The organism is Prevotella sp. 10(H) (genome assembly GCF_000711235.1).
In the GTDB taxonomy this organism is placed as follows: Bacteria; Bacteroidota; Bacteroidia; order Bacteroidales; family Dysgonomonadaceae; genus Dysgonomonas.
On record NZ_JOMI01000001.1, the window covers coordinates 137,581 to 151,610 of the forward strand.

General features: G+C 38.3%; 11 protein-coding genes and 1 tRNA gene. 7 read left to right on the plus strand and 5 right to left on the minus strand.

What is annotated here, in order from left to right; genetic code table 11:
* The first annotated feature begins 169 nt into the window (after positions 1-169).
* The 4 genes from meaB to K348_RS0100630 all read left to right on the plus strand — a co-directional run bounded on the left by meaB (position 170) and on the right by K348_RS0100630 (position 3,990).
* Entirely contained in the window at positions 170-1,273 is a 1,104-nt protein-coding gene (gene meaB / locus K348_RS0100615; protein ID WP_029901908.1) for a methylmalonyl Co-A mutase-associated GTPase MeaB, read from the plus strand.
* A gap of 125 nt (positions 1,274-1,398) precedes the next feature.
* Complete coding sequence (locus K348_RS0100620) at positions 1,399-2,361, plus strand: ROK family protein (protein ID WP_029901910.1); 963 nt, start codon at positions 1,399-1,401, stop codon at positions 2,359-2,361.
* A gap of 136 nt (positions 2,362-2,497) precedes the next feature.
* On the plus strand, positions 2,498-3,664 hold the full coding sequence (locus tag K348_RS0100625; protein ID WP_029901912.1) for an AIR synthase related protein: 1,167 nt from the start codon (positions 2,498-2,500) through the stop codon (positions 3,662-3,664).
* Between the two features lie 125 nt (positions 3,665-3,789).
* The gene (locus tag K348_RS0100630) at positions 3,790-3,990 is read left to right on the plus strand and encodes a hypothetical protein (RefSeq protein ID WP_029901913.1); all 201 of its coding nucleotides are present in this window, start codon (positions 3,790-3,792) and stop codon (positions 3,988-3,990) included.
* A gap of 51 nt (positions 3,991-4,041) precedes the next feature.
* On the opposite strand, the gene gcvT is transcribed toward K348_RS0100630, so the two are convergent.
* The 4 genes from gcvT to K348_RS0100650 all read right to left on the minus strand — a co-directional run bounded on the left by gcvT (position 4,042) and on the right by K348_RS0100650 (position 8,278).
* Positions 4,042-5,136, minus strand: a complete 1,095-nt coding sequence (gcvT, locus tag K348_RS0100635; RefSeq protein WP_029901915.1) for a glycine cleavage system aminomethyltransferase GcvT — start codon at positions 5,134-5,136, stop codon at positions 4,042-4,044.
* A gap of 110 nt (positions 5,137-5,246) precedes the next feature.
* Positions 5,247-5,936 carry a hypothetical protein gene (locus K348_RS0100640; RefSeq protein WP_029901916.1) on the minus strand — a complete coding sequence of 230 codons (690 nt, stop codon included), beginning with the start codon at positions 5,934-5,936 and terminating at the stop codon, positions 5,247-5,249.
* Between the two features lie 7 nt (positions 5,937-5,943).
* Positions 5,944-7,161, minus strand: a complete 1,218-nt coding sequence (gene pepT, locus K348_RS0100645) for a peptidase T (RefSeq protein WP_029901917.1) — start codon at positions 7,159-7,161, stop codon at positions 5,944-5,946.
* Between the two features lie 22 nt (positions 7,162-7,183).
* Positions 7,184-8,278, minus strand: coding sequence for a tyrosine-protein phosphatase (locus K348_RS0100650; protein ID WP_036929991.1), 1,095 nt, complete (start codon positions 8,276-8,278; stop codon positions 7,184-7,186).
* A 329-nt stretch (positions 8,279-8,607) separates the two neighbouring features.
* Here K348_RS0100650 and K348_RS0100655 point away from each other — a divergent pair.
* A tRNA-Thr gene (locus tag K348_RS0100655) sits at positions 8,608-8,681 on the plus strand.
* A gap of 50 nt (positions 8,682-8,731) precedes the next feature.
* Here the strand turns inward: K348_RS0100655 and K348_RS0100660 are convergent.
* A complete protein-coding gene (locus K348_RS0100660; protein ID WP_029901921.1) occupies positions 8,732-9,304 on the minus strand; it encodes an RNA polymerase sigma-70 factor in 573 nt (190 codons plus the stop codon).
* Between the two features lie 123 nt (positions 9,305-9,427).
* On the opposite strand from K348_RS0100660, the gene K348_RS0100665 reads away from it, so the two are divergent.
* A complete protein-coding gene (locus K348_RS0100665) occupies positions 9,428-10,456 on the plus strand; it encodes a FecR family protein (RefSeq protein WP_029901923.1) in 1,029 nt (342 codons plus the stop codon).
* A gap of 227 nt (positions 10,457-10,683) precedes the next feature.
* The gene (locus K348_RS0100670; protein ID WP_029901925.1) at positions 10,684-14,019 is read left to right on the plus strand and encodes a TonB-dependent receptor; all 3,336 of its coding nucleotides are present in this window, start codon (positions 10,684-10,686) and stop codon (positions 14,017-14,019) included.
* Positions 14,020-14,030: the final 11 nt, after the last annotated feature.

The following is a 14,030-nucleotide window of genomic DNA, read 5'->3' on the forward strand; positions in this document are numbered from 1 at the left end:
CGCACAAAATCTCTTTGTTTTTTGTTATATTTACAACGGGAAATTATTGTATAACTAATAAATAAAACAAATTCATATAAAAGTTACATAATTACTATTATGTTTAATTGCTAACTCTCATTTGTCCCCTTTCTTGCAATTTTACTTTTTATGATATGTAAATAACATAATGGATCACATTGAGAACGACGACCAGTTTCAGGGATTACGAGTAAATAAAGGAATATCAGAGCAACCTACAGTTAATCCTTATTTAAATAATTTCAAGAGATTTAAGCGTAAAGAGTATTCTGTTTCTGAATACGTTGAAGGCATACTGAAAGGAAATATAACTATTTTGGGACAGGCTGTAACGCTTATCGAAAGCGCAAAATACGAACATCAGGCTATAGCACAGGAAGTTATAGAAAAATGTCTGCCTTATACCGGAAAGTCAGTACGCGTGGGTATCACCGGTGTGCCGGGTGCCGGAAAAAGTACCTCTATAGATTCATTCGGAATGCACATTCTGAAGGGAAATGAAACGTCCAAAGTGGCTGTTTTAGCTATAGACCCTTCGAGTGAACTGACCAAAGGAAGTATATTAGGTGATAAGACGCGTATGGAGCGGCTTTCTATAGAAAAAAGGGCATTTATCCGCCCCTCCCCTTCCGCAGGATCTCTCGGTGGGGTGGCACGTAAAACCAGAGAAACTATCATCCTTTGCGAAGCTGCAGGTTTCGACAAGATAATAGTTGAAACGGTGGGCGTAGGCCAGTCAGAAACTGCTGTACATTCTATGGTTGACTTCTTTTTATTGATACAATTGGCCGGAACCGGAGATGAACTACAGGGAATCAAGCGTGGAATTATGGAAATGGCCGATGGTATTATAATAAATAAGGCTGACGGAAATAACATTGAAAAAGCACGTCTGGCTCAATCCCATTTTAAAAATGCATTGCACCTGTTTCCTTTACCTGACTCAGGTTGGGCACCTAAAGTACTCACATACTCAGGATATTATGAATTGGGTATAGATGAAGTATGGAATATGATAAACGAATATATCGATTTCGTCAAAAAGAATGGGTATTTCGACTATCGGCGTAATTCTCAATCCAGATTCTGGATGTATGAAACTATAAATGAAAGGTTAAAAAACAATTTTTATAATGATCCTGTTGTGCAAAAAGAACTAAAAATTTGCGAAGAACAAGTGTTAAATTCACAAATGAGTTCTTTTGCTGCTGCAAATAAGGTACTGGATATATACTTTAAAGGGCATAAATAAGGCCTTTTAACTAAAATGCACAAGCTATTATTCACTGTTTTAACTAATGATTAAGACAGAAATAATTATATTTGTACACACATTTTGAAAATAATCTCTTTGTTGAATTAACATTAATATAAATCATGGAAAAACCATATGCTATTGGAATCGATATCGGTGGAACTAACTCTGTTTTTGGGATTGTAGACAAACGCGGACACATTATCAATCAGGGATCAATTAAAACAGGTGCCTATAAAGAAATAAACGAATATGTAGAACATCTTTCGGCCGGAGTTCAGGAGATAATCGATCAGGTAGGTGGTTCAGGAAATATAAAAGGAATCGGAGTCGGCGCTCCTAATGGTAACTATTTTACTGGCTGTATCGAATTTGCCCCTAACCTCCCATGGAAAGGTGTAATTCCTTTGGCCCAGATGCTTACCGATAAGTTAAACATTCCTGTAGCATTGACAAACGATGCGAACGCTGCTGCAATCGGCGAAATGACTTACGGTGCTGCACGCGGAATTAAAGACTTCATTGTCATCACATTAGGAACGGGTGTAGGTAGCGGTATCGTAGTAAACGGTCAATTGGTATACGGACATGACGGCTTTGCTGGAGAATTGGGACACACAACTGCAATTCGTGAAGGACGTATGTGTGGTTGCGGCAAAAAAGGTTGCCTCGAGACATACAGTTCTGCTACCGGAGTAGCACGCACAGCAAAAGAATATCTGCAAACTAAGAAAGACCCGAGTATCCTCAGGGAATTGAATGTTGAAGAAATAACGTCGAAAGATGTTTACGATGCTGCTGTAAAAGGCGATAAACTGGCTAAAGAAATATTTGAATATACAGGAAAAGTTTTAGGTGAATCGTTTGCCGATTTTGTTGCTTTCTCCAGTCCTGAAGCTATTATTCTTTTCGGCGGATTGACAAAAGCAGGAAAACTTATTTTCGATCCTGTACGCAAGCATATGGAAGAAAATATGCTTCCTATTTTCCGCAACAAAATTAAGCTGTTAATGTCCGAACTTAAGGAAAGTGATGCTGCCGTACTGGGTGCCAGTGCATTAGGTTGGGAAGTAAAAGACTATTAATAAGCATAATATACATATAAAAACAGCCTGTAAAATAAAAAATTGCAGGCTGTTTGCTTTTATAAAGTCCGGTTTCATTATCTGTCCGATTTTATTAACTTTGTCCTCCAAACAGAATTAACTTATCCTATAAAGAATGAGCGATCAAAGATATAACCAGCGAGGCGTATCTGCATCGAAAGAAGATGTACACAATGCCATAAAAAACATCGATAAAGGTATATTTCCAAAAGCCTTTTGCAAGATTATCCCTGATATACTGGGCGGCGATCCCGAATATTGCAATATAATGCATGCCGACGGTGCCGGAACCAAATCTTCCCTTGGTTACATATACTGGAAAGAGACAGGCGATATTTCCATATGGAAAGGCATTGCACAGGATGCTCTTATTATGAATATCGACGATTTGCTTTGTGTAGGTGCAACCGATAATATTCTGCTTTCGTCAACAATCGGGCGGAATAAAATGCTTATACCCGGCGAGGTCATTTCAGCCATTATAAACGGCACTAACGACCTCTGTGAAGAACTTTCCCGTTTGGGAGTAAATATCTACCCTACAGGCGGCGAAACGGCCGATGTAGGTGATTTGGTGCGTACAATCATCGTAGATAGTACGGTTACTTGCCGTATGAAGCGCTCTGATGTAATATCAAATGATAAAATACAGGGTGGCGATGTTATTGTCGGACTGTCTTCAAGTGGGCAAGCAACCTACGAAAAAGAATATAACGGCGGTATGGGCAGCAACGGACTGACATCTGCCCGCCATGATGTATTCGCAAAATATCTGGCTGCAAAATATCCGGAAAGTTATGATTCATCTATCCCGCTCGATTTGGTTTATTCGGGAAATATGAGACTTACTGATAAAATAGAAGACCTAAATATCGATGCCGGAAAACTGGTTCTCTCCCCTACCCGCACCTATGCACCTGTAATTAAGGATGTTCTCGAGAAATTAAGACCGAATATTCATGGCATGGTACACTGTTCGGGCGGTGCTCAGACGAAAGTCCTGCATTTTGTTGATAATGTAAAGATTACGAAAAATAATATGTTCCCTGTTCCTCCTCTATTCAAACTAATTCAGGAACAATCGCGTACTGATTGGAAAGAGATGTACAAAGTCTTCAATATGGGACATCGCATGGAAATATACTTATCACCGGAATATGCTCAGCAAGTGATAGATATTTCTCAGTCTTATAACATCGATGCGCAAATAGTAGGTTTTGTAGAATCTTCGGATAAAACTGAGCTCGTTATTGAAAGCGAATTCGGTAGATTTGAATACTGATTTTGAACTATTAGTGATTAAGCAGTTAACTTTTAACATCCATTAATAATATCGAAATCAAATAGCGCATATATTTGCAGGTAACCAAACTCAATATTCTAACTAAACAATTAAAAAAGGAAGAGATGAAGAAACTTGTAATGTCAGCTATTTTATGCATAGCTTTTGTAGCTTCGGGTAATGTAATGGCTCAGGATAGCACGCCTAAAAAAGATTGCTGTAAAGCTAAAACCGAATGCACTAAAGATAAGAAATGTACAAAAGATAAAAAGGAATGTAAAGACAAGAAAGCTTGTTGTAAGGACAAAAAGTCTGACAAAAAATAATTCTAAGAATATTAAAAGAGGGATTTTCGATAAGAAAATCCCCCTTCTTTTTTATAGCTTTCTGAAAGGTGGTTTTACTATTTCTGCTTTCAGGTTTTTATCTCGTATCTTAATAAAAACAGGAGTTCCCAATGCGGCATATTCCGGTTTTACATACCCTAGTCCTACTCCAATTTTCGCAGTTGGCGACATTGTACCTGAAGTAACGACTCCAATCTTCTCATCTTTATCATTCACTATATCATATCCATGACGAGGTATGCCTCTTTCCAACATGTGAAATCCACAAAGCTTACGGCTAACACCTTCTTGTTTTTGCTTTTCCAGAATAGCACGGGCTGTGAAATCCCGTTCTTCAGTAAATTTGGTGATCCAACCTAAGCCTGCTTCAATCGGGGTAGTCGTATCATCCAGGTCATTCCCATACAGGCAGAAGCCCATTTCAAGACGTAAGGTATCCCTTGCGCCTAACCCTATAGGCTTGATACCGAATTCTTCTCCGGCTTCAAATAAGGCTTTCCATATTTCCACCCCGTATTGCGGATAAAAATATATTTCGAAACCTCCTGCACCTGTATAACCTGTATTGGATATAATAACATTATCCAATCCCGACCCTTCGAGGCTGCCAATAGCAAAAGTATAGTAAGGTATCTTAGTGAGGTCTATTTTAGTAAGTTTTTGCAATGTAGCCAATGCCTTTGGTCCCTGTATAGCTAATTGAGCCATATTATCCGATGCATTCTCCAGATCGGCCGCTTCTTTATTATTTTCGGTAAACCATTTCCAGTCTTTTTCTATATTCGATGCATTCACTACAATCAAATACTTTTCAGGTTCGTAATGATATACAATTACATCATCAACAATTCCACCCTGATTGTTTATAATAGCCGAATATTGCGCTTTTCCTATTTCAAGTGAAGCTACATCGTTGCTCATCATGCGTCGTAGGAAAGCTTCGGCGCGCGGGCCTTTCACCCATATTTCACCCATATGTGAAACATCGAAAACGCCTACACCCGTGCACACGGTCATGTGTTCGTCTATTATGCCTGAATACTCTATAGGCATGTTATAGCCTGCAAATTCATGCATCTTTGCTCCCAGAGCAATGTGAATGTCGGTAAATGGTGTTTTTTTCATTTGGTATTTATCAGTTTATTTAGATTTTTTCAATATCGTGTATCTCTGTGAGATTCGAAATCAAATTTAAATTATTTTTCCCTAATCTCAAGCTTTCTTATTGTATTAAGTTACTCTATCGGTTTTATATTGTTTTTAAATATTTCTAAAATTTCTTCTTTATTTTCCTTATTATCCGCCAGAGCCATAATAAACAAATCGTAGCAGCCATAATTCCTGACCGACATCAGAGAATAGGATTCCTGTCCGTCTTTTTCGGATATCAGTTCCCAATAAGGCTGAGTCCAGTTTCCAACAGATAAACTATCCTTTATATTCGACTCGATAATTTTATATTCGGAGGAAATAGTTCTCCTCTGCTTTATTATTTCCAAATCGTTCTTATCATCTTTAGTCTCAGAAAAGATAATTCCCATATGTATAAATGAAGTGGCCTTGTCGGTAGTCGGGATATCTAGCGAATCTTTATACAATGTACAAAAGAAATAAGAATTATTCTTTTTTGTCACATCCCATAGTTCTGATAAGGTTGTGGTAGATGTTCCATGGCTTTTGCTTTCGTCGGCTTCACCGATACGGACATAATTTAATGTATAATCGTCTTTTGATTCAATTGATATATACTGGTAAAACCAGTTGTGAGGGAACTGAAATTCAAAACTTAAATCTTTGTTTTCATAAGTCCATGTTGTGCCGTCTAAAGCTCCTAACGATACAGTAGAGTCCATATCGCAATTATTCCTGTTTTTGCTACATGCCACAAAAACAGGAATAATTAATAATAAAAGATATTTTTTCATTTTTATTTTATCGGGCTACCAGTTCTGCAATTTTCACAATCACTTCCACAGCCTTCTCCATCGATTGAACAGGTATAAACTCATAACGTCCATGGAAATTATGACCACCACCGAAGATATTGGGACATGGCAAACCTTTAAAAGACAGTTGCGCACCGTCTGTTCCTCCGCGTATCGGCTTTACAATCGGGGTCACTCCCACTGCTACCATCGCCTCGAAAGCTACATCAACAATATGTTTAACAGGCTCGACTTTTTCGCGCATATTATAATACTGGTCTTTTATTTCAATGGTTGTACTTTCAGGATAAAGTTTATTAATAAAATCTACGGTATCGTGCATCAGTTGTTTACGCGCCTTAAATAAGTCGCGGTCGTGATCGCGTATGATATAACCGATTGTGGCGGAATCCACTGTACCCGACACATTGGTAAGATGAAAGAATCCTTCATAGCCTGTTGTGTGTTCCGGCCTGTCACTCTCCGGCAAGAGAGAAATCAGTTTATTGGCCACTACCAGAGCATTTGTCATCTTATCTTTAGCATATCCGGGATGCACGCTCCTACCTTGTATATTTATTTTTACACCCGCAGCATTGAAGTTTTCATATTCAAGTTCGCCTATAGGGCCGCCATCCATTGTGTAAGCCCATTCACAGCCGAATTTTTCGACGTCGAACTTATGAGCGCCTAGTCCGATTTCTTCATCTGGATTGAATGCAATGCGTATCTTCCCGTGTTTAATTTCAGGATGTTCCTGCAGATATTTAATTGCAGTGATAATCTCAGCGATCCCTGCTTTATCATCTGCTCCGAGTAAAGTATTCCCGTCTGTTACTATTAAATCTTGCCCTTTGTAATCGAGCATTTCAGGAAAATCTTTCGGAGATAATATCACATTGGTGTCTTTATTCAGTACTACATCACCTCCGTCATAATTATTTACAATACGCGGATTGACATCCTTTCCTGTGAGGTCAGGACTTGTATCGAGATGAGCTATGAAACCGATAACCGGCACTTTTTTATCGGTATTGGCCGGAAGCGTCGCCATCAGATAGGCATTATCATCCAGAGTGATATCTTCGAGCCCCATTTCGCGAAGCTCTTTCTCTATTTCACGAGCCAAGACCATTTGTCCGGGTGTACTAGGGGTTATACCCGTTTCGGGGTTCGATTCAGTATCAAATTTCGCGTATTTGATAAAACGTTCTACTACTGTCATTATTCGTTTTTTATATTATTATTCAATAAAGATATAATTCTTTCATCTTATCTATATCTATCGCCAGTTCTTTCGTAAGGAATGTATTCATAGAACCGTATTTTTCCTCAATTGTTTTATATACTGCTTCCAGATATACCCTGTCTACCGTCACCAGAGGTGCAATGGCCGGATATATTTTTAAGTATGAGTCATATTTCCCGGCGATATATTGTTTACTTAGCAGATAATCTTCCATGATGACTTCTTTATCTACATCAAGTGCCGAATATATTAGCATCGCAGCAACTCCTGTGCGATCTTTTCCTGCTGAACAGTGGTAACTGACCGGCAGATTAGCCTCATTTTGTATCTGAGCAAAGAAATCTTTATAAGCTTTTACATAATCACTATTACTTACTAGCTGCGAATATGTATCTTTCATTACTTCGACAAGTTCTTCTTTAGATGCGCCATTTCTTATCTTATTCAACATTTCATCTGAGAAAATATTTCCTGCCGCAATTTCAAAATCGTGAGTATTCTTAACGCTTGACGGCAGTTTATCCGGTGCAGGCGGTATCAGACCTCCCATAGCGCCCTCTTTCTCGCCTTTTGTGCGGAAATCTACAACTGTTTTCAGCCCGGTACTAGTTATGTATTTCAAGTCTTCATCCGTGAGTTTATTCATCTCATCGGTACGGAAAAGCTTTCCCCAACGCACAAAACGGTTTTCTTTATTTTTTATACCGCCCATATCGCGGAAGTTATAAGCGCCTTTAATCGGCAATAGTTTTTCTGCCAAAAGCACTTGACCTTCATTCGTTCCGAACTGGAAAATATAACGTTTATCGGCATCGACGGTTAAATTGTATTCACCCTCTTTATCACCGGCCAATAGTGTTCTGTTCAGGTCTATATTTTCAACAGCTGTTCCTGCATAAAGTTCCCATCTGTTATTTGTATTGACATGCAAAACAGCTTGCTTGGTTTCAGCATCCCGTACAACAGTTACCTGACCGGTTATATCCTTTCCCGAATATCCGATTATTGTTTCATTTCCATTATCGTCATCATTACTACATGCCATACCTGTCAATAAAAAGAAAATAATAAGATAATTAAATACTTTTTTCATAATAGATCAATTTTAGTTTTAATATAGTGTTTCGAGTTTCATTCTTATATCTACTTACCGAATCTTATTTTTTTAGATTTTTTTCAACAGAAAACACATCATTATAACTAACTGACAGCTAACTTATTTTTTCCGCAAATGAGTTCCACACAAATGTAGTAAAAGGAAATCAAAGGAAAAAATCGAATCTGTATTTTGTCAATATGAAAAATTTATCTACTTTTGTCGCGGGTAAGTCCTATACGGTCAGCTCCCGATTAATCCCCCAGGGTTTGATCGCAGCAAGGGTCGTCGGTTGTAGCGACGCGATATAGTAAGCTTGCCCACCTGCCTCTTTAGCTCAGTTGGCCAGAGCACGTGATTTGTAATCTCGGGGTCGTTGGTTCGAATCCGACAAGAGGCTCAAAAAGAAAGACTGCTTAAATATTAAGCAGTCTTTTTTGTTTCAGAAGATTAAAACCCCAAGAAAGTTATCAGAGGAAGATAATCTTTAAGTTTTATGCGCAGGATTTTCAATGACTGTTGTATCCTGTAATCTACTGTTTTAGGGGAAATATTCAGTTCGGCCGCAATTTCCTTATATGTTTTCTCCTCAAACCTGTTCTTTTCGAAAGCTACACGGTAAGTTTCGGGCAATTGGCTGAGAGCTTCTTCAATCTTTGTTACTAATTCATCCATGATATAAAAATCAGGATCATTGAATACATCCGTCATTTCATTATACAGGGCAGAATTCACTTTTTCTTTTACCTTATCTCTTTCTATCAGATTCAGGCATCTGTTTTTCACCATTTTATACAAATACTGCTTCAGAGAATAATTTATAGGATTATCTTCCCTGTCTTTCCATACCCACAGCATAATATCCTGCACTATCTCTTCCGAGTCCTCGAAACTGACAAACTGCCCTGCATAGCTGCACAAAGAAGGATAATACTTTACGAAAAGCAGATCGAATGCTTCTTTATTTCCATCTCTTATGCGCCTGTAAAGAACATCATCGGCCTGAATAGTTATTCTGTTCATTTATTTTGCTGTGTAATGATAAGTGTAAAATGTACAAAATGTAAAATTAGATATTATAATTTGATTTTAGAGTTTAGGACATTTTCTTTTTCACTTGTCTTAAATATATAGAAAGAATATATTATGCAAGAGAATACACAGATAGAAGAGATGTTAATCCGTTATTATGCAGGCGAATTAGATACTGAAAATAAAAAGGCTGTAGAAGAATGGATAGCATCCTCTGACGAAAACAAAAAAACTGCAAAACAAGTATATTATATCTGTTTTGCTACAAACGCATTAAAAACATTCACCAAAATAGATGTGAATCAAGCGTTGACTAAAGTACATAAGAGAATGGAAGAATCTTCAAACAGAAAGAAAATAAGTATATGGACGTATTTGCAGCGTTTTGCGGCGGTACTGTTTATACCTCTGCTTTGTGCACTTGCATATACAACACTTAAACTCGAGAATGAAGATCTTATTTATCTGGAAACAAGGACAAATCCCGGCATGGTTTCATCTCTGGTTCTGCCCGACAGCACCAAAGTTTGGTTGAATGCTAACTCACGTCTCCGATATCCTCAACGATTTACCGGAAATAAAAGAATAGTAGAGCTGGTGGGCGAAGGTTACTTTGAAGTGAAGGAAAATAAACGGAGCGAATTTATAGTTAAGGCACCGTCAGGAGTTGAAATAAAAGTATTGGGAACAAAATTCAATATTGAAGCCTATCATGAAATAGACAAAATATCGACAAGCCTCTTATCGGGGAAAGTCCAGATGAGTTATAAAGACAATAACAATGATATAAAAACAATCCTTCTCGACCCGCATAAAAAAGCTGTATTTGATAAAAACACTATGTCTGCTATTATGGAAGATACTTTTATCGAAAAGGATATTGCCTGGAAAGACGGAAGAATAATATTATACAACACCTCTCTGGAAGAGTCGTTATGGCTGCTCGAAAAGCAGTTTAATGTCAAATTCACTATTAAAAACGAAAGATTGAAGAAGAACCGTTTTACGGGGACATTCACTCATCAACAATTAGATCAGATACTCAAATATTTTCAGATTTCCTCGAATATAAGATATAAATACATCCCTCAACCGCAGCTCCCCAACAAAATGCAGGAGAAGGATAAAATAGAAATTTACTAACCTAAAAATCTGCCTATGAAAAATGATGATTCTTAAACAAAAAACATACAGGAAAATATTGGCGTATTTCCCTGTATGAAAACAATGACGAAGCTTGTTAAGAACAAGCCTTAAATCTTATTATTTTTTTACTAAAGCACATCAAAATTATGGAAAAAAATTTTCATGTCCAAGCCCATTGGATATTAAAGATCGCGTGGATCACACTTAAAAAAATACCTTTAACTATGAAAATCCTCTTTTTGATACTATGTCTTTCTATAAACATAGTACACGCAACAAACAGCTACGCCCAATCTCAGAAATTAAATCTGAATGTAAATGATGAAACAGTAGAAACAGTATTGAAAATGATTGAAAATCAATCGGAATTTACTTTCTTCTACAATACCTCTCAAATAAATATAGACAGGAAGGTGAAAGTTTCGGCCGAAGATAAAGACATTTTCAAAGTCTTAGATCAAATGTTTACCGAAACCGATGTTGCCTATACTGTGTTCGATAAAAGCATTATATTATCAAATAATAAAAAGATAGGTGAATCTTTTGCTACAGAGCAAAATAAACGCATAAGCGGTACTATAACCGATAGTGAGGGCGAACCTATCATCGGCGCCAGTGTGGTCGAAAAAGGCTCCCGCAACGGAGTTATGTCCGATGTAGACGGAGGCTTCTCCATATCTGTGCCTGTGGGCAAAACAATTCAGATAACTTTCATCGGATATATCGCTCAGGAAATTGTAGTTACTGCCGATATGAGTACACATCTGAATATTACCTTACAGGAAAACGATGAATTACTCGACGATGTGATAGTTGTAGGATACGGCACGCAGAAAAAAGAAGTGATTACAGGTGCAATAAGCAATCTGAAATCCAAAGATATATCATTGAGCCCGTCGGGCAATATGATAGCAGGTCTTGCGGGACGTCTTTCGGGTGTTATTATCAATACACGTACAGGTGAAGCCGGAAATGAAGGAACATCTATACGTATAAGGGGCCAAAATACATTTACAGGATCAAACGACCCGTTGTATGTAATCGACGGTATAGTTCGTTCGGAAGAAGGTGGTATATTATCGAGATTAGACCCTGAGGATATAGAATCTATCAGTGTATTGAAAGACGCTTCTGCAGCAATATATGGATCACGTGCTGCTAATGGTGTTATACTCGTAACTACAAAACGTGGTAAAGCCGGGCAAAAACCGACAATAACTCTTACTTACAATCATTCTTTCTCGCAGCCTACCCGTCTGGTGAAAATGGCCAACTCCCATTCTTATGCCATAGCACAGAATCTGGCTAACGAGATCAGAGGATTATCACCTGCATGGACAGATGATGAAATTCAAAAGTTTGCCGATGGTTCAGACCCACAGCATTATCCGAATACCAATTGGTACAAAGAAGTGCAAAAATCATGGTCGCATCAGGATAAAGCGAATCTGCAACTCACAGGTGGCTCTGAACGATTCACTTACCTTGTATCGGCAGGCTTATTGAAACAAGGTACGCCGTATAAGAACGGTGCGATGAAAAACGACATGTATAACCTGCGGTCGAATATAGATGCGAAAGTAAACGACTATATAAAGATTACATTCGACCTGTTCGGTAAATATACAGAGCGCGTGTTGCCTCGTAACGGTTCGGCTAATGACGGTGGTATATATTCTCACATAGGCCTTAGCGCCCCTACCAAACATGCTATTTGGCCGGGCACAAATTATGCTGCTCCGGGCTGGGGTAATGACAATGCGCTTACATATACCTCGGGAGAAGCCGGAAATATCACCTCTCCTAACTGGGTGTTTAACGGACAGACTACAATAGAAATAAAACTGCCGTGGGTAAAGGGCATGTCTGTAGGAGGAAGTCTGGCGTACGACTATTTTGGTCAGCAATTCAAACAATTCGAAAATATAAACTATGTATATCGTTACCATGAAGACACCAATACTTATGAGAAGTATAAAGGTTCTATCGATGCGCCACAATTATACATTGAAGAAAAACGAACTGAAATTATGACAGGAAATGTACGTATCAATTATCTGAATACTTTCAATAATGTACATACTGTAGATGCATTCGTCGGCTTCGAACAAAGTGAAGCCAGAAATACTTATCTGCAAGGCAGGCGCAGTAACTTCCCTACAGGAGCATTGAAAGAATTAAGTGCCGGAGATGCTAATACACAGAAAAATGAAAGCGGCTCGGGAAGAGATGCCCGGCAGAACTATTTCGGCCGTGTACAATATGATTACGATAACAAATACATGCTGCAGTTCCAGTTCAGATATGACGGTTCGCAGAATTTCCCTAAAGGAGAACGGTTCGGTTTTTTCCCCGGAGTATCGGGCGGATGGACTATATCAAGAGAAAATTTCATGCAAAATCTCACATGGCTTGATAACCTGAAGCTTCGCGGATCATGGGGAAAAATGGGTAACGATGCCGTTAACAATAATAAATTCCAATATATGACAATGTATACATTGGCTGGAGGATATGTTTTCAACGGTACACAATATCAGGGAATTTCAAAAGCAAATACGCCTAATCCTAATATAACATGGGAAACTGCCGAGACATACGACATAGGACTTGAAACCAGATTCCTTAAAAACAGGCTGACTTTCGAATTCGACTGGTTCAAAACAAAAAGAAGCGATATTCTTGCACAGCGTCAGGCATCCATTCCTAGTTTTACAGGTTTGAGCCTTCCTCAGGAAAATATCGGTAAAACCGAAAATAAAGGGGTTGAATTTATGCTTGGTTTCAGAGATGAACCTAATAAGGATTTTTCTTACTCTATATCAGGTAACTTCACTTATGCCAAGAATAAAATAATTTACATGGATGAAACTCCTATGTCGGAAGATTATCAGAAAAGAGAAGGTAAGCCTATAGGTGCCGAACTTAGATATCAGGCAATAGGAATATACAGTGCAGCAGATATTGCCGATGCAAGTGTTCCTAAAAGAGCCGGAACTGTAGCCGGAGATATTAAATTATTAGATGCTAACGGAGACGGTCAAATAACTGATGCTGACCGCATACGTCAGGATTTAACCAACATTCCTGATATCATTTACGGTTTGAATATAAACCTCACCTACAAACAGTTCGACCTTATGCTTGGTTTCCAGGGACAGGCTCGCGCTATATTCTATCTTCGTCAGGACTGGGTAAACCCTTCTACACAAAATGGTGGTGGAAATATATTACAGTGGTGGACAGAAGATACGATGACTTCCGACAATCCAAACGGAACAAAGCCACGTTTGGGTACTGCCTACGGAATAGGCGGAACAACTTTTACCCAAAGATGTGCCGATTTCTTTAAATTGAAAAACGCTGAACTCGGATATAACGTACCACGCCATATTTCATCTAAAATGGGACTGGAAAAAGCCAGAGTATACTTAAGCGGAACAAACTTATTCTCTATCGATAGTATGCACAAATTCGGTATCGACCCCGAAGCTACTTATGGAGGATGGACTTTGAATCCTATGCGTTTAATCAATATCGGTTTTAATATTTCATTCTAAAACATACTATA